This window comes from Microcoleus sp. B9-D4, assembly GCF_036705105.1.
In the GTDB taxonomy this organism is placed as follows: domain Bacteria; phylum Cyanobacteriota; class Cyanobacteriia; order Cyanobacteriales; family Microcoleaceae; genus Microcoleus.
Genome location: NZ_JAUBTS010000048.1, coordinates 18,982 through 34,870, shown reverse-complemented (window position 1 = coordinate 34,870; position 15,889 = coordinate 18,982). Strand labels below are relative to the sequence as shown.

The window sequence follows — 15,889 nt, the reverse complement described above, 5'->3', positions numbered from 1 at the left end:
GCCGAGCTCTGATTTTCGGTAATATATTGGGGGATAATCTCATATTTGTAAAAACACTTCTTCTGACTCTTTCCTTCTGCCTCCTACCTCAAAACTCCAATTTCTCGCTTGACTGTAAAAGTGAGATGCTCCCTATCTCGGCGGTTGAAACTGCGCCGACTAAGAAATAAAGAGCAGACTAAAGCTGAGTGCAACTTTTAGCAGCCTCCGCCTGTTGCCGCATCAGCTTAGCGGTGTTAACAACAGGTTGGGAAACTGTTAAATTCGATGTCCCTGGCCGCTCAGCCAACAACTGAGATGGTGGCTCTAAACTGATATTTTTAGGCTGTTTTTCTGCCGTTTTCGTCGAAAACTGCGGTGCTGATTGCAAAAATTTTTCGATCGGAATTCCCCAACTCGATCGCACCATTAACTCCCGCATTGGTTCACAGGGTTTCGAGCCATCCTGAAACACATATGGATCTCCCCAAAGTGGATAAGCGTGCATTCCGTTCACAGCGACCACCTCGCCACCAAAATTCAGCACAGGACCACCGCTCATGCCTTTTTCAATCTGATTGTCATAACCCAGTTGATAGCCGTCTTCGAGCGATTTTTCAGGTATGAGCGATACTCGTCCGGCAGTGAATTTCCATCCCCCTGGATTTGACTTGTCCGCCTCAAAAGGAAACCCGGCAGCATATACTTTGTCCCCTTCTTTAACCGTTGAAGAACTGCCCAATACACCTATTTTGTAGTCGGATTTGGTACTGGTAAACTGCAACAGTGCTAAATCTTTGCCTGCAAATTGAGTTGCTAAATATCGGGTAGCGGAGTAAATTTTACCGTCTGGAGTTTGGATGCGATATGTTTTTCCTGACTGCAATACGTGGTCGTTTGTGATCGCAGTATAAACTTGTTCTTGCCGCTGAATAATAATCCCCGAACCCCAACTATCTTCAGAAAGCACTTTTACCGTAATTGAACGAGCTTTTTGGAGCATTGCTTTTTCCAATAAATCTCCCGCCCTCTGGGGAATGGATTCTCCCTGGTTTTTCCCTGACAATGGTTTTACGGGTTTTGCAGGCAAATTCAGCGGCTTAGTGGCTGGCGACTTCACAGGTGGCTTGCCTAGTTGAAATATAGATCCTTGAGGTTGCTGCGGTAAATTTGTGCGGACAATTTCTGCGACAGAGAAACCTCGATTGTGTACTTGAACTGCCACTCCGGTTAACAAACCAGCAGTACAAGTTAAGAAGGCTAGGGAAACCCAATTCATTAAAGTTACATAATTTAGGTAATACCAATTTAATAGGTCGTTGCACATATTCCGATACCCCTAAATCCCCCTTAATAAGGGGAGTAGGGGTTGACTTTGATCGGAATCTTGTCCCCCCCTTATTAAGGGGGGTTAGGGGGGATCAAATTTTATGCAGCCTCACAAAAAATTGGTATGAGTCTTACCAGACAGGAATATTATCAGATTGCGAATTTTGCTGATCTTCTACAGATGCCTGTTTGAGATATTCGCTCATATCTATATAAACACGAGATGTGCTTTCATTGAGCGGTCCAGAAGCGCGAACGCGCACAGCAAGTAGATTGTTTAATACTTGACTGGGATCGCTCCCTCGTTTTAGCGTGAACAGCAATCCAGTGCAATCACCTCCTTCTCGATCGGCAACGCAAATTACTTGCTGGTTGTTCATCATACCAGTAGTCAGGTAATTCAGTTTTTGATTTCGGAAGTATTGCTGAAATCTTGCAGATACTTCAATACAGCGCCGTTCTGGACTGTAACCTGCATCGCGGAAACGATCGGAAGTCCACCGAATCACGGGTACGTCACCCCGATTAGTCCGAGCAATGGTTGCGGGAGCGCCGTTGTTCGTGCCACAGACAAAGGATCTGGTTTGAAGGCTGGTTTGAGCGCTAGCATGAGTCCCGATCGCACTTACAGCAAGTGCGATCGATCCAGCGGCAATAATCGATCTCAATAGCTGGTATTTTTCAATCATTATCACAACTCCTTGTGTTCAAAATTAACACTTAAAAACTTCAAGTTAGAAACAAGAATTTTATTTAACTCTATCTTCTAAATCTCTAGTTTTCTGCCTTGAAAAGTTACCATTCCTTTTCGGAAACAGGCGAGTTATTGGTTAGAGACTCAGGATTTCCTGACTGCATATTGCTCGTATCCACCGGCGACGTACCCGGACGGCAAATCGGCTTCCCCTGAACGTATAGGGGATCTGGCGGGCGGATGTTGCTGGCTTCATCGGTTTCGCAGACGATCGATACTGTGACAGGATTATTATTAGTAGCAGTTTCCGTCAAAAACACCGCTCCCACATAGGCTTTCTGGCTGGGGTTAAGAGGAATAGCATAGTGATATGCTCCCCTAGTAGTGGTATGAATGGCAAAGTTGAACTTCGACATCGGAAGTTGAATGTTAAAAGAGCGTTGGAGCAAACTGACAGTACCGGTAAATGCACCGTTGCGCGTGCGGAAGGTTTGCTGGCCGCGAATTAAGGCTTGAATTGCTGATTCCGCTCCTGGCGATGCAGCTTGTCGCACCGCTTGAGGTGCTGGCTGACTCAGTGGCTCTGGTTTTGGCGCAGGTGTGGGTGTTGGTTGTTTTGCTTCTAGAGAGTTATTGGGTGCTGGACGTGTTTGGGGAACAGTCCGGGCGGGCTGCTGTGGCTCCACTCTGGCAATTTGATTTCTCGGCAAAGATATTCCCAGTCCGCTGTTGAGTGCCATTTGGAACCCATCTTCATTCCCTGATGCTCCCTCAAGGGATGCTGCTTTTTGAGCGTCCTCATTTGCTCCTTCGCTGTCTCCGACTATCAGGCGCACTTCGCTGCGGCGGTTGTAGCCCACCGGGCTGTTGGGTGCTAGGCGGATGGCTTGGGCTATGTCGGCGTTGGCTCCTATGTAGTCTTTGATTTGAGCTCGGCTGACACCCCGCAGGCCGTAGGCATCTGCAAAGTTAGAATTGATTTGGATAGCTCGATCGAAGTCGGCGATCGCTTCTTTATGATTTCCCAATTGAGCGTTGCTAGCACCACGAACGCGGTGAGCTTCGGCTAATTGGGGATTGTATTGGATAGCTTTGATGGCATTTTCTAGAGCTGCTCTGTAATTTTTTTGAGCGAAGTTTGCGTAAGCTAAACCGTTGAAAACATCGGCAGAGTTTTGATTGAATCGCATTCCTTGGCTGAAGTCTGCGATCGCACCTTGATAATTTTGCCGTTTGAGTTTTTCTTTTCCCTGTTCCGCGTAAGCTTTAGGGGCGAGTTCGACAAAGGTGTTGATGGGAATTCCTAAGTTTACCCAGGCTTTCGCGACAGTCTCTTCTCTGTTCGCATCTGTACGTCCGTGAATGCCAATCACACGGCCGCGAAGATCGAGAATTGGCCCTCCGCTCATTCCCTGACGAGTTGGGTTTGTATAGATTAATTCATAGCCGTCATTTACCCGTTCGCGAGCTGAAATTTGTCCTGCTGTCATCTGACGGATCTGTCTTGTAATAGTTTCCCCCGGTTTTGGCCAGCCGGAAACGTAGACTTGTTCTCCGACTGTGACTGTTTTAGAATCTCCCAATTGTGCTATCTCATAATTGTTCGAGCTGATAAAAGGCACGATCGCCAAATCGACTCCCGGTAATTGGATAATGTTGTTGTTGTCCACTTGGTAGGAAGTGCGATCGGGCGCGACAATTTTTGCTTCGCCTCCTCCTGTTGTTACGTGTTTGGCAGTCAGTACATAATAGGTACTGCCTTCTCTAGCAATAATTATCCCTGAACCCTGATTTTGTCCTTCGATTAATACTGTAATTTTTTCGGCAATTTTGTTGACTTGTTCTGCTGTTTGTGCTACCGCTTTTTGCGTCTGCACGATCGCTATTGTTGCACCGATTAGCGCTGCTGAAAGTCCGTATTTAAACTTAATTGTCATAGGATGCTCCGTGTTTAATCTTAAGGAATAATTTTTGATTTTGAGCGACCTACTCATCGACATAATTTTCACCATAAAGGACGCTCCGGCTCAGGTTCGCCTTTGAGGCTACCGGGAGATGCGGGAGTCGCGAAAATATTTCGATCGCCTGGAACTGCTACTGTTGCGGGAAATCCGTTTAGCCAAACATTCATCTGAATATAAACAGGAAATCTTGGCAATTTTTCATGGGATTGGGAAAGTTGAGTGTCCGAACCCCAAAGAGGTGGCAATTGCTCATACAAATCACTTCCTGATTCAGAATTCAACACCTTTTCTGGCGAGTAAATACCACCTTGAATGATGGTGCAACCAGCTATTTGCTGGCTGCGAGCGGTAGGTTGAATGCAATTTATTTGCAGTTTTTCAGCCATTTGTTCGCATTGCGTTCGAGAATTAATTCCTAAAACTTGCAATTCCTCGGATACCCACCTACTTACTAGTATATTGCTCTGGGCTGTTTGAGCTATGATTGCTGGCTCGTTATTAATTGTACCGCAAAAAAAACTTACTTCTTGAGCGTAGCTGGCACTACTAAAAGTAATTGTACTTGCCAATGTTAATGCTAATGTTGTCGGAATTAAATTCAATACCTGAAGTTTCACAATTCACCTCCTTTCCCATCAAAAATTATCTCATGTTTCATGATTTTTGAGAAAATTTTTTTGAGGGGGCGGGTTTTTTGAAGAAGTTATCTGTTGTTGCATATCGACTTGCTCCCGTCTACCCGCCACTACCACCCAAAACTCATCTTAAAAAAGTGGGTTGCTAGCATCAGATTCCACAGACTGCGGGGATGCAGATTCGGCCGGTGGGTTTTTGAGATATTCGCCCATGTCGATGTAAAGTCGATCGTTCATTTCGAGATCTACTCGGCTAGAAGGCGCGCTTTCGTTGAGTGAATTTGTGCTAGCTCGATCCCGCAAATTCAACAGGCGTTTTAATGTATCTCGCGCATCGCTGCCCGGTTTAATTGTAAATAACAAGCCGTTGTTGGGCAAGTCGCGGGCACAATCGCCACCCTTGGTGTGGGCAACGCAAACTACAGGTTGTCGGTTGATAACTCCTGTTGTCAGGTATTTGAGCATTCCTGCTTTGTGATACTGTTGAAATCTGCCAGATACCAGTTCGCACCGGCGCTCAGCATCGAATCCAGAGTCTGAGAAACTATTAGAAACCCACTTAATTACTGTGACGTTGCCGCCTTCTGGTCTTTGCAAAATAGTTGCTGGCTGACCTCCACTTTTGCTACAGACGAAGCCTGTGGTTTGGGCGGCTGTCGGACTGCTAGCGACAATAGTGGTAGCAAAGGCGATCGCAGATGCAGTAATTAGCGATCTCAGTGAGTGAAGTTTCATTGGCAATTATTCCTTATTGATTTAATGGATTTCTGGGATGGAAATGATTGCTGATTCTGGGTAGGTGGATATTAAATGAAGCCGACTTGTCCCAGCGAGTTTTGGAATGGATGACTGATTCGCAGCAAACATCCTGATTCCCCCTGCTATCGTTTTCGACTGACTATTTTTGTATATCTGCCTGTTGAGTGTAATTATAAAGCAAAACTTAGAAATCAAATTTAAAGATTTAAGCAAGAACAGGACTGATATCAAGTCCGGTTGACTACTTATAAATACTGTAAGGGCATTGAACACTTGTACTGATCGTAATATTACGCAATTCCTAAAATCCCCAATCTAAAATCCCCAATCTAAAATCCCCAATCTAAATTAGAAGAGGGGTTTGTCGTCTTTAGGAGTTGGAGAATTCGGGAGAGAGGGCGAAGGTTTTGGTGCTGGTGCGGGTTCAGTACCATCAGGTGAGAATCTAAAAAGGTCGTCTTTAGCAGTTGGTGTTACTTCGGGGCTGGGGGCTTCGGGACTGGGGGCTTCGGGACTGGGGGCTTCGGGGCTGGGCGGTTGCGGGACGGAACTTTCAATGTCTTTAATCTGACGATCGCACTCTGCTAAATGAGCTTTCACTTTGTCAGCAACGAAGGAATCGGAAGCAATTGCTTTGAGTTTGTCTGCAGCTTGAGTCCATAGAGCTTTCTGTGTTGATAATTCGGTTTCTTTTGGCGCATCGGCTGCGATCGCCAGAGCTTCTTCTAATTGTTTCTGAGCTTGTTGTTCTCTTGTCAAATGCGCTTCCATCGCCGTCAACTCGCTTTGATAGGAAGGCAAAAGCTTTTGGGCATCCGCGTATACTTTGGCCGTTGGCGGAATACTTGATAGTTGGTCGATCGCATTTTTCAGGCGATCGCGAGCCGTCTGCAACTCTTGGTCTGTTTGAGCATTTTGCCCTAAAATACGGGCATCAGCAGCCTGTTTGACGGCGCTGTTGTAACTTTCGTTAAAGGGTTTATCCGCAGCACAGTTGTTCACAATCCCGCACACAAAAGGGATGGGAGACGACTCCAGACTAACAATCGCACCTACTAGCAGCAGAGTTGGCAGGACAATTAGGGCGATCGTTTTCCATCGAGATGTACTGTCAGGGATTTGAGTCTGTTGATTCCCATGATAATTTACAGGCTGGTATGGATTGACGGGATTTTGACTCTCAGTAGAAAGTTGAGTCGGAGGTAGTCCAGGAGCGGCACTCACTTCAGTTTTTGATGAACTCATAATAGTTTTCCTTTGTGTTTGGCTATTATCGAGAGCATTTAATACTTCTCTCGCTGACTGATAGCGATCGCTCGGTTTCTCCTTCAACATTTTATCAAGTACCGCAGCCAGTTGGTCGTTGACATTCACGTGCGATCGCCACTCCCACTCCGAATCATAATTCATCAAAGCATTGGGTTCTTTACCAGTCAGCAAAACAATCGCCGTCACGGCCAAAGCATAAAGATCGCTGTTGGGGTAACACTCGCCGCCCCGCAACTGTTCAGAAGGAGCATAAGCTCCTTTTCCCACCTGCGTAGGTTGGTGAGAATTCCCAGTTGTGCGTAGCTGCGTCTTCGCATATTTAACCACACCGAAATCAATCAAAACTGGTTGTTGTTTGCCATTGGGAAGCATGATATTGTCCGGGGAAATATCACGGTGAATAATCCCTTTCCCGTGAATATATATGAGAACATCCAAAAGATCCCGCAGCCATTGAATAATCTCCTTTTCTGAAAATATTTGACCTTGCAGTAGTAAATTCCAGTATGTTTTACCGTTGACAAATTCCTGCACAATAAACAAACGCCCATTATCCTCAAACCACTCCAGAAATTCCGGGATGTGGCGGTGCTTAAGGTCGGATAAAATTTTTGCTTCTCGCTCAAATAGTTCGCGAGCTTTTCGCAATTCCTCTGGCTTAGTATTGCTGGGAGCAAACTCCTTGAGAACGCAGTTATGTTTTTGTTGTTGATCTAATGCTAAATAAGTGCGACCAAATCCACCTTGACCAAGAATTCGGTCAATTAGATAGCGATTTTTAATCAAAGTTCCAGCGGATAGTTCTGGTATTATCACTATTTTATAATCCTGCTTCTATAGTTGCTCTCTCGATCGAATTAATACCAACCTAGTCTAAATTTGTAGTAACTCATATCTTGCACCCTTTTCAAAATGTTGTAGGGGCGGGTTCACCGATAATAATTGCCTCAAACCCACAATCTCGTAAACCCGCCCCACCCTACGGAAAGCTGCCAAAACCTTTAACTAACTTGAGTCAGCCGCGTACCGCACTTAGCACAGAATTTCGAGCTAGTTGGATTCTTGTGTCCGCAGCTAGTACAAAATACAAAATCTGGTGCTGGTAAAGTCGGCGGTTGAATTGGCGGTGGCGAAATACCCCCAGGAGCATTAATGACAGTATCATCAGTATAAATTTTGTCCAATTCTGAACGTACTGCCATCCCATTTGGTTGAGGCTGCGAAGGAGTTGCAGGATTAACTGGCGGCGGACTTTGAATATTAAATGACCCTGGCTCCGGCTGAGGAAACTTGTAAGTTACTATCACCTCTTGAATAATCTTCAGTTCTCGTTTATAAACTGGGCTTTCATCACCTCCCTCTTTATCTAATTCTGTCTTCCGCACGTCGAGATATGCCGTCAATTGGGTATATAAATGTTGTTTTTGTTGCACAGTTTCCGCCCCTGTCAGGATTGCTTTCACCTGTTTTTCAATCTCTTCTTTATCAGAACGACAGGCCACAACTTCCAAAAGTTGCACCGTTTCTTCCCAGGTAGAAGCCAGATCCACGTTCTCTTGACCAGTCACAGATTTTATCGTGTAGCGAATCACATTTTCCTTCGTACTACGACTTTCTTCCCGTCGCAAAACGCCTATTGCTCGTGCTTGCACAACCAATTGTAAAATTTTCGGGTCTTCTGGAAACACATCCCAAAAAGGCGCTTCTTTTTGAATGTGAACTGGGATAGGAGGATCTTGGCTTTCTCCCCGCGCTTTAGCCCGTTTTGCTTGAATTGATTGCCCTTTCCAGTCTTGATAAGACTGTCGCAATTCACGCATTCCTTCAATACAGCGCAGCGAAAAACCACCGACTTCTTGTACAAAAACAATCCGGTGGCGTTCGTCTTCTCCCAGCGGGGTAATTGCATCGGTGGCGCCAACCCGTTCTCTGATCAAAGGGATTAATTTCCTGGCGGCTGCTTCAGTGGTGTTACTTCCGCCAACGAGAGCGGCTTTGGTGTTGAGTGCTGGTGTAAACCCTGCATCTTTCGCGCTCATTATGGATTCGGAAAGCAAAATTAAGGGTTTAGATTTGTCATAGGCGATCTTTAATTGATTGCTAATGACTCCTTGATCATTGTTAAACATTTTAAACAGTCCATCACAGGCTCCCAAATCTCGCTTAAAGCGACTGCTATTAGGTGCATTTTTTATCACAAACTGCGTTTTTCGATCGATAATTTCCTTGAAATCTGGATATTGCACGTCATGCAATTGCGGCAAGTCAAACAGCCGCATTACCTCATCCGCCTCCCGGTTTTGTTTCCACATCGGGCTAGCTTCTGCGAGCACTTGACTCGACAAATTGCTGCAAGTTCCGTCCATCCCTAATTCATACTTGCTTTTCGCACCTTCGGAAGCACCTGCTAATTGCTCGATCGCATCTCGGTACAAATCATTTAGCTGTTGGCGGTCAAACAATTTGATACCGTTAATTACCAACACATCAGCACTGTTTGCTTGTTGGTCTGCTGTTTTTTGAAAGTCGTCGCGATTTTGCCGCAACTTTTGATTTAAGCGAGCCAAACGATTTTCCAATTCTGTTAAATGCTCTTGCAACCTGACAATTACTTCCAATCCCAAGGATCTGGATTTGCGCTGAATAATCGCGATCAAACTCCCCTCTAACCCGCTGAGAGCCGTAGCACAATACTTTTCCATAGCGTCTTGTTTGCTCAAACCAAACTGCTCTTGGAAGTGGGTAATATCTTCCAAACCCTTTTGGTATTGTTGCTGGAAACGAGCCTCATTTGGCTCCCAAACTTTTTCTCCTTCCCGGCGAAACTTCTCAACAGCATTTTCAAAAATCTGCCGCACTGTTGTGATAAAAGCATCAGCAAATTTCGGCCCTTTGTTGCGGTCTTCCAGAATCGTATAAAACTCAGCTTCTAGGGTTTTGCGTCCTTCTTTGATAATGCGGTTGCGGTTGTCGTACATTCTTTGCAGATAATCGCCGTGCAGCCGCTCGTCGGGACTCATTTCGCGCAGGTGGTCGCTGCGATATTCCTCGACTTTTTTCTGCAAATAATTGACAAATTGCAGAATCTTCCCTTTTTCTGCGCCGAAAATACCCAAGAATCCTTGTTGGGTGCATTGCATTTTTTTGTCTGCATTAATTTCATTGCGGATGCTGTTTACCCAGTTGGAAAGTTCTGCTAAATAAGATTTATCGCCCGCAGCACTCAAGTCAGTCAGCATTTCCATTTCTGTCAGCCGAATCCGCTTGAGGTCACTTTGTACCACCTCCAAGAGATTGGGAACTAATACAACTGATTCGTTCAGCCACCAAGTCACAAAATCAGCCGCTAGCCGATTGGATAAAGAAGTGCGAATTTGGGCTATGGGAATTTCAATTGTTGACAGCCCAAAACTCATAAATTGTTTGGAATAGCCGCGGCCACCCGGATCTTTTTCTGCCCAAGAGCTTTTAATGTTATCTCGGATCGATCGCTTGTGGGGAGCAAAATCTGAGGTCAAGTCCAGAAAAATATTCTGACCGATCATTTCCCGAATTTTGTCTAGAGAAAATTCAGTTTCACCGTTTCTAGTTCCGACTAAGTAAGTGAAGTCAAAGGGAGGTTTTTCATCGCGAATTTCATTGGTCAAACCGGCGCTATATTGAACTGCATATTCTGTGCGGTGGTCGGAGAAATAGCTCAATTCCATTAAGGCTGCGTAGCCGTTAGCTACAACCCGATCTCCTACATTGATACCTTGAAAAGCATTAGGCATCGGCACAATCGCTGTAGTAGAACTTGCCTGTCCTTGCAGCCACTTGCGGACAGCATAGCCGATATCGATGAGCATTCCGCTGCCGGTACCTCCAGAAATTGAGCCTGTGATAAACACGTTTACGGAGTTATTGTTTACCTTGACGTTGTATCTGTCAAGCATAAAATTGTCGTGACCTTTTACGCGATTGCACGCCGCATTAAATGATTGTTTAATCTTGTGATAGTTACAGAAAAAAGCAAACCGACCGCAGGCACGAATCTGTCCGGCTCCCGCACCCATTGCCCCAATATTTCGCTCTAATTCATTCGGAAACCAAGCTTCGATCCAGGGGAAGCTGCCCATGTTGGACATAATATTTTCAACTTCATTACCACTGACTTTAGCAAAGTATTTCTCGTTGTCCCTAAACGGAGTTCCACCCGCATCAGGATTCTGTAGTTTGTATCCTTCGTCTGTATCAATCACCAGAAAACTAATAATCGGAAAATTCTTCAAACTCCCATAAGTTTCTTCTACTAAACGGCGCACTCTTGCCAGCACTTCATTCCCCGTTCCTCCTACTCCGATTAAAATTGTAGGAACCATACTTTTTTCATCAACAGTAGCCATAAGAATCCTCCTTTTTGTTTTTAATTAACCCTGGTATCAACTTAAGACTGAAACCCATAATAAATGTCGCTTGTAGTCGAGTCTCGATCCCCCTAAATCCCCCTTAATAAGGGGAGTAGGGGTTGACTTTGAACGGTATTGTTACTCTTATTAAGGGAGGGCGGACTTTGAATGCTCTTGTTCCCCCCTTATTAAGGGGGGCTAGGGGGGATCGAGACTCGACTACAAGCGAGATATATCGTGGATTTCAGGCTTAACAACCGTCACCAAAAATTGGCAAACCAACTAATTTCCAGATAATGCTAGGCGTACTTGCAGTCCAGAAAAAAGCATTTCCCAAAGCCGCCTGACCTGCTAGAGTCATGTTCATTTTCATAGTGCCTTGAAACAACCACCGATCGAGCGGCATAGTCAGCGTCCACATCAAAGCAATCCAAGCAGCACCCAACCAAAAAATTACCCATTTGATGTTACTATTGAGCTTGGGAAAGATTTTTTCGGTAAATGAAGTATTGAGATTAACGTCTGCACCGGAAATATAAATTCCTCCTGTTTGTACAGTAGCTTGTTTTAGCGGCTCGAAACTTTTCCCTCCGAAGGTAATGCCATTTATCTTAACTTTTTGAGCGACTGCTTCGCTGACACTTTGCGGGGAAAGTTCAATGCCGGCATCGCTGACAATCACAATTTCGCGACAGCTATTTGGCACAGTTTTAAAAGCATTTAATGCCTGCCGGATGGGAACATCTAGGCTGTCTTGGGGGGGTTCTGGTTGGATAGATTTAGGCAGGTTGGGGTCTTGCAGAGCTCTGACTAATTCTGCTTCTACTTTTTTGGTATCTGAACTAAAGTTACTGGTTAATGCTGGAGCTTTCCCACCGCCAATTCCAAAGACTTGAATTGTATTTGGGTTTGTTCCTAATTTAGAATTTACCTCGAGATAGGCTTTGACTGCTGCCACTTCTTGCTGCATAATTGTGCCCGGAGCATTGAAGGCTTGGGGCTGGTAGGTGCTGCTGCTTAAATCGAGGGCGATCGCAACTGCTATATTTGGTCTACCAAACCCGAATATGCCAAACAGTGCTGCGGCAATTAAACAGAAGCACAGCACGATTAACGGTCTCTGAAATAAAGGATGTTGCCACAGCGGGCGTTGAGTTCTAATCACCGATCGACCTTTAGTAGTTTTAACTTAATTGGCAAACTATTTAACAGCATCGAACTGATATTTTGACCCTGGAGGGCCATCTTTACCTTCGACAGCTTTCACTAACGGTACTTCCTTCAACAGGTCAAATTCCTTAGCTGTTCCCGATATCAAAGTGCCTGCTGTGAGGAACTTGACTGTTCCCTCGCGAGTCGGATTACTGCTGACGGCTGCTGTTAAAGCTTGGGTGGCATCGAAAGCAGTTGCAGTGCGCCAACTGACTCGTCCTTTCCAAATTTCGGAGGCTTGTTTGGAAAAAGGATCGTCTTTTTCCCACCTCCAAGGAACGGCTAGCACTAAATCTTTAATGGCATCTCCTCCTTTGATTAAAGTAGTAGGATTATAAAGTTCACTGCCTCCCATTAATGCTAAAGGTGGGGATGTATCTTTGTTGGCTTGAGCGATCGCGATCGCCTGTTCTACTTGGTCTTTGCTCATCGCCATAAATACCACATTGGCTCCCGCCTGGCTAGCATCATTTAAAGCAGATTTAGCATCAAAACTAGCATCAGCTTTGATGTCAACTTCTTTGATAATTTTGCCGCTAGCTTTTGGCACTTCTACAACTAATAATTCCTTGAGTTGCTTGCTGTAAACGCTGTCGGAGTTGTAGAAAATTGCGATCGCGGCTGGCGAGTGATTTTTATTAGCATAATTCGCGACAGTTTCCCCAAGTTTTTGGAGGTATGTTTTCAGCATTTCATCGGTTTTTTCCAGCAACTTTGTCAGCTTCAAGGTGGCTTTGTTGGAAGGGTCGATGGAAACGCTGGAACTGACTGGCGAAAGGGCTGCTAATCCTGCGGTTTCATAGGTTTTGATGGCATCTTGAGAACTGCTGTCAATGCCGTGTCCCAAAACTCCCAAAACGCTGGGAGAGTTAACCAAGTCCTGAGCGATCGACTGAGTTTTGCCAAGTTCGTCATTAACAATTACAATTTCTAATAATCGACCGGGAACAGTTGGACTTTTGTTAAATTGATCTTGATATAAAGCAGCTCCTCGGAGCACTTCTTTAGCTGCATCAGGACTGGCACCGATGGGAACCACTACGGCGATTGTCAGGGGATTTCCTGTCTTTTGAGCCGTCGCATTGTTGAGGTATATTTTAGTTTCTGGGTCGTTGGGGTCGGTTTTGGTAGCTGCTTCATATTTGGCGATCGCATCGTCCCAATTCTTGCCTACAAATGCAGCAGCCCCAGCTTGTTTCTCAGCATCAGCTTTGCCACCTGTTAACAGAATTTTTTCCCCTTGACTAATCAGTGGGGCGCTGACTGCTTTAGAACTGAGGAATTCCCCCGATAAAGCAGGAGTTGTCGAAGTAGTCGATGTGGCTTCACCCGTTGTCTGGGAAGAATCTGGCGTTTGGCCTGAAAACGCTTTGTACAAACCAAATCCGCCACCACCAACGACTAATATTCCTGCTACAGCCATCAGAATTTGTTTGATTGGCGGTTGGGTTTTTGATCCCCCATTTCCTGTAGGAACCATAGCCTCTTTCGGCAAACCGCACATCATGCAAATTGGCCCGTCGTTGTCATAGGGTGGGTGGGGGCCACTAACGTTATATGGTTCTGAACTATTTTTGGGTACGCCGTCGCAGCTCCAAGTCATTTTTTGCTACCTTTTTTTTACCCTTTTGGGTATTGTACAGCTTGACATCTGTCTTGAGAAAGGTTTAACAAGCACAAATATGAAATCTTTAAAATACGCTGCTGGGAATCGCACTCTTAGCCCCAATTTATTCCCCAAGACAATGGTCAGCTCGGTCAACAGCGCTATCCTAGTAGTTATATAGCCCTTAAACCCGATCGACCCGGAGGCCCCTTGTTTAGCCTAGTTCAAAACAATTCTCGCAAAGGAGAAATTCTAGAGGTCGTCTTCCGCAACGGTTGGGACTACATGAAAAGCCTCCTAACCGGCCGCAAAACCGACGCACCCAGTCTCCCAACTCCAGCAGTTCTCCGCAACATCCTCGTCGAATTAGGCCCAGTATTTGTCAAATTGGGTCAATTGCTGAGCACCCGTCCCGACCTTTTACCGGCCAGCTATATCGAAACTCTCTCCACGCTACAAGCGGAAGTGCCGCCCGTACCGTGGTCGCAAGTAGAAGCAATCGTCCGCCAGGAACTCACACAATCTCTCGAAAATACCTTCGCCAAATTTAACACTGAAGCCATCGCCGCAGGTTCGATCGCCCAAACCCACAAAGCTACTTTAAAAGACGGCCGCGAAGTCGCCCTCAAAGTTCAGCGCCCCGGTATTGATATTGTCATCGAACAAGACATCGCCGTGCTCCGAGGTTTGGCAGAACTTGTCATGCTCACAGACTTCGGTCAACAATACGATATTGTCGCCTTAGCAGAAGAATTTGCGATCGCCCTGCGTGCAGAACTAGACTTCATTCAAGAAGCCAGCTACACAGACGAACTGCGCCGCAATTTATCTAAAAGTCGCTGGTTTGACCCCACACAAGTTGTCTTACCAGAAATTAACTGGGAGTTAACTACAAAAAAACTCTTAGTCATGGAGTGGCTGAACGGAGTTCCGATTTTGTTAGGCGATTTGCAAGGAATTCGCCACAAAGGAGATATAAATGCCGAACGCGAAGAAATTACAACGCTGCTTTGCCGCGTTTTCTTCCAGCAGTTGTACATCGACGGATTCTTTCACGCAGACCCGCATCCCGGCAATTTATTTTATCTCAAAGACGGCCGGATAGCTTTGCTAGACTGCGGCATGGTGGGCAGATTAGACCCGCGCACTCAGCAAAACTTGACAGAAATGTTGCTGGCAATTGTCGATTTAGATGCTCAGCGCTGCACTCAATTAACATTGGAAATGGCAGAATTTGCTCAGCCGAAAAGTTTAGCAGTTCTAGAGAACGATTTGGCGAGAATGCTGCGAAAGTATTACAATGTCAGCTTGTCGCAAATGAACTTGTCGGAAATTTTTTATGAGGTGCTGGAAATTACCCGCAAAAATAAAATTAGACTGCCCAGCAATCTCGGTTTGTATGCAAAAACTCTAGCTAATTTGGAAGGACTGGCGCGCTCTTTTAATCCTCGATTTAATATTGTAGAGCAGGTCAAACCGCTGATGACCGATATGTTTCGGCGTCAGTTATTAGGAGATGACCCGATACAAGCTTTGTTGAGAACAGCCCTCGATCTGAAAAGCTTATCTTTGCAATCTCCACGACAGGTGGAAGTGCTTTTAGACCGGGTTACTTCGGAAACTTTGAAGTGGAACTTGACACTAAAAGAACTCGATCCGCTACGCCGCACTCTGGGGGATTCGGCGAACCGACTTTCTTTTAGTATTGTCGTGGGTTCACTGATTATAGGGGCGGCAATTATTTCTTCTAACGCGCAAACTTCTCAGCTATCTTTTCTGAGCAATGGTTTGTTTGGGGCGGCGAGTTTTTTGGGCTTTTGGTTGATTATTAGCATTCTCAGGTCAGGGCGCTTGCGAAGTTGATTGAAAAGGGGAAATAGGGAAAATCAGGAGATATAGCAATCCTTTCGGGAAACTCGTAACTGGCTTTTTTTGTGAACGAACCGCGAACACGCTATTGACGCGAATCTTGAGAATAGAAGAGAAAGATTTCACAATTGATGCCAGGAGTGCTATAGCATCCTCAACTATTAAGCAACATCTCTGACTTAAGA

At 45.4% G+C, this 15,889-nt stretch carries 10 protein-coding genes; 1 reads left to right on the top strand and 9 read right to left on the bottom strand.

What is annotated here, in order from left to right; genetic code table 11:
• Positions 1-178 precede the first annotated feature (178 nt).
• The 9 genes from QUB24_RS23880 to QUB24_RS23840 form a co-directional block, all read right to left on the bottom strand.
• Positions 179-1,258, bottom strand: coding sequence for a serine protease (locus tag QUB24_RS23880; protein ID WP_333155983.1), 1,080 nt, complete (start codon positions 1,256-1,258; stop codon positions 179-181).
• Positions 1,259-1,439: 181 nt separating this feature from the next.
• On the bottom strand, positions 1,440-1,997 hold the full coding sequence (locus QUB24_RS23875) for a COP23 domain-containing protein (RefSeq protein WP_333155982.1): 558 nt from the start codon (positions 1,995-1,997) through the stop codon (positions 1,440-1,442).
• A 106-nt stretch (positions 1,998-2,103) separates the two neighbouring features.
• Positions 2,104-3,939 carry a trypsin-like peptidase domain-containing protein gene (locus QUB24_RS23870; RefSeq protein ID WP_333155981.1) on the bottom strand — a complete coding sequence of 612 codons (1,836 nt, stop codon included), beginning with the start codon at positions 3,937-3,939 and terminating at the stop codon, positions 2,104-2,106.
• Positions 3,940-4,007: 68 nt separating this feature from the next.
• Entirely contained in the window at positions 4,008-4,583 is a 576-nt protein-coding gene (locus tag QUB24_RS23865) for a hypothetical protein (RefSeq protein ID WP_333155980.1), read from the bottom strand.
• A 147-nt stretch (positions 4,584-4,730) separates the two neighbouring features.
• Positions 4,731-5,336 (bottom strand): COP23 domain-containing protein, encoded by a 606-nt coding sequence (locus QUB24_RS23860; protein ID WP_333155979.1) that lies wholly within the window; start codon positions 5,334-5,336, stop codon positions 4,731-4,733.
• A gap of 372 nt (positions 5,337-5,708) precedes the next feature.
• Positions 5,709-7,445 (bottom strand): serine/threonine-protein kinase, encoded by a 1,737-nt coding sequence (locus tag QUB24_RS23855; protein ID WP_333155978.1) that lies wholly within the window; start codon positions 7,443-7,445, stop codon positions 5,709-5,711.
• Positions 7,446-7,630: 185 nt separating this feature from the next.
• On the bottom strand, positions 7,631-11,014 hold the full coding sequence (locus tag QUB24_RS23850) for a tubulin-like doman-containing protein (protein WP_333155977.1): 3,384 nt from the start codon (positions 11,012-11,014) through the stop codon (positions 7,631-7,633).
• A gap of 253 nt (positions 11,015-11,267) precedes the next feature.
• The gene (locus QUB24_RS23845; RefSeq protein WP_333155975.1) at positions 11,268-12,182 is read right to left on the bottom strand and encodes a VWA domain-containing protein; all 915 of its coding nucleotides are present in this window, start codon (positions 12,180-12,182) and stop codon (positions 11,268-11,270) included.
• A gap of 36 nt (positions 12,183-12,218) precedes the next feature.
• Positions 12,219-13,832: an ABC transporter substrate-binding protein gene (locus QUB24_RS23840; protein WP_333155973.1), complete on the bottom strand. Its 1,614-nt coding sequence runs from the start codon at positions 13,830-13,832 to the stop codon at positions 12,219-12,221.
• A gap of 213 nt (positions 13,833-14,045) precedes the next feature.
• On the opposite strand from QUB24_RS23840, the gene QUB24_RS23835 reads away from it, so the two are divergent.
• Entirely contained in the window at positions 14,046-15,698 is a 1,653-nt protein-coding gene (locus QUB24_RS23835; RefSeq protein ID WP_333155972.1) for an AarF/ABC1/UbiB kinase family protein, read from the top strand.
• Positions 15,699-15,889: the final 191 nt, after the last annotated feature.

Excerpts from the sequence above, each read along its gene's own strand:
- QUB24_RS23880 (WP_333155983.1), bottom strand. The coding sequence starts at position 1,258 with ATGAATTGGGTTTCCCTAGCCTTCTTAACTTGTACTGCTGGTTTGTTA.
- QUB24_RS23875 (WP_333155982.1), bottom strand. The coding sequence starts at position 1,997 with ATGATTGAAAAATACCAGCTATTGAGATCGATTATTGCCGCTGGATCG.
- QUB24_RS23870 (WP_333155981.1), bottom strand. The coding sequence starts at position 3,939 with ATGACAATTAAGTTTAAATACGGACTTTCAGCAGCGCTAATCGGTGCA.
- QUB24_RS23860 (WP_333155979.1), bottom strand. The coding sequence starts at position 5,336 with ATGAAACTTCACTCACTGAGATCGCTAATTACTGCATCTGCGATCGCC.
- QUB24_RS23850 (WP_333155977.1), bottom strand. The coding sequence starts at position 11,014 with ATGGCTACTGTTGATGAAAAAAGTATGGTTCCTACAATTTTAATCGGA.
- QUB24_RS23840 (WP_333155973.1), bottom strand. The coding sequence starts at position 13,832 with ATGACTTGGAGCTGCGACGGCGTACCCAAAAATAGTTCAGAACCATAT.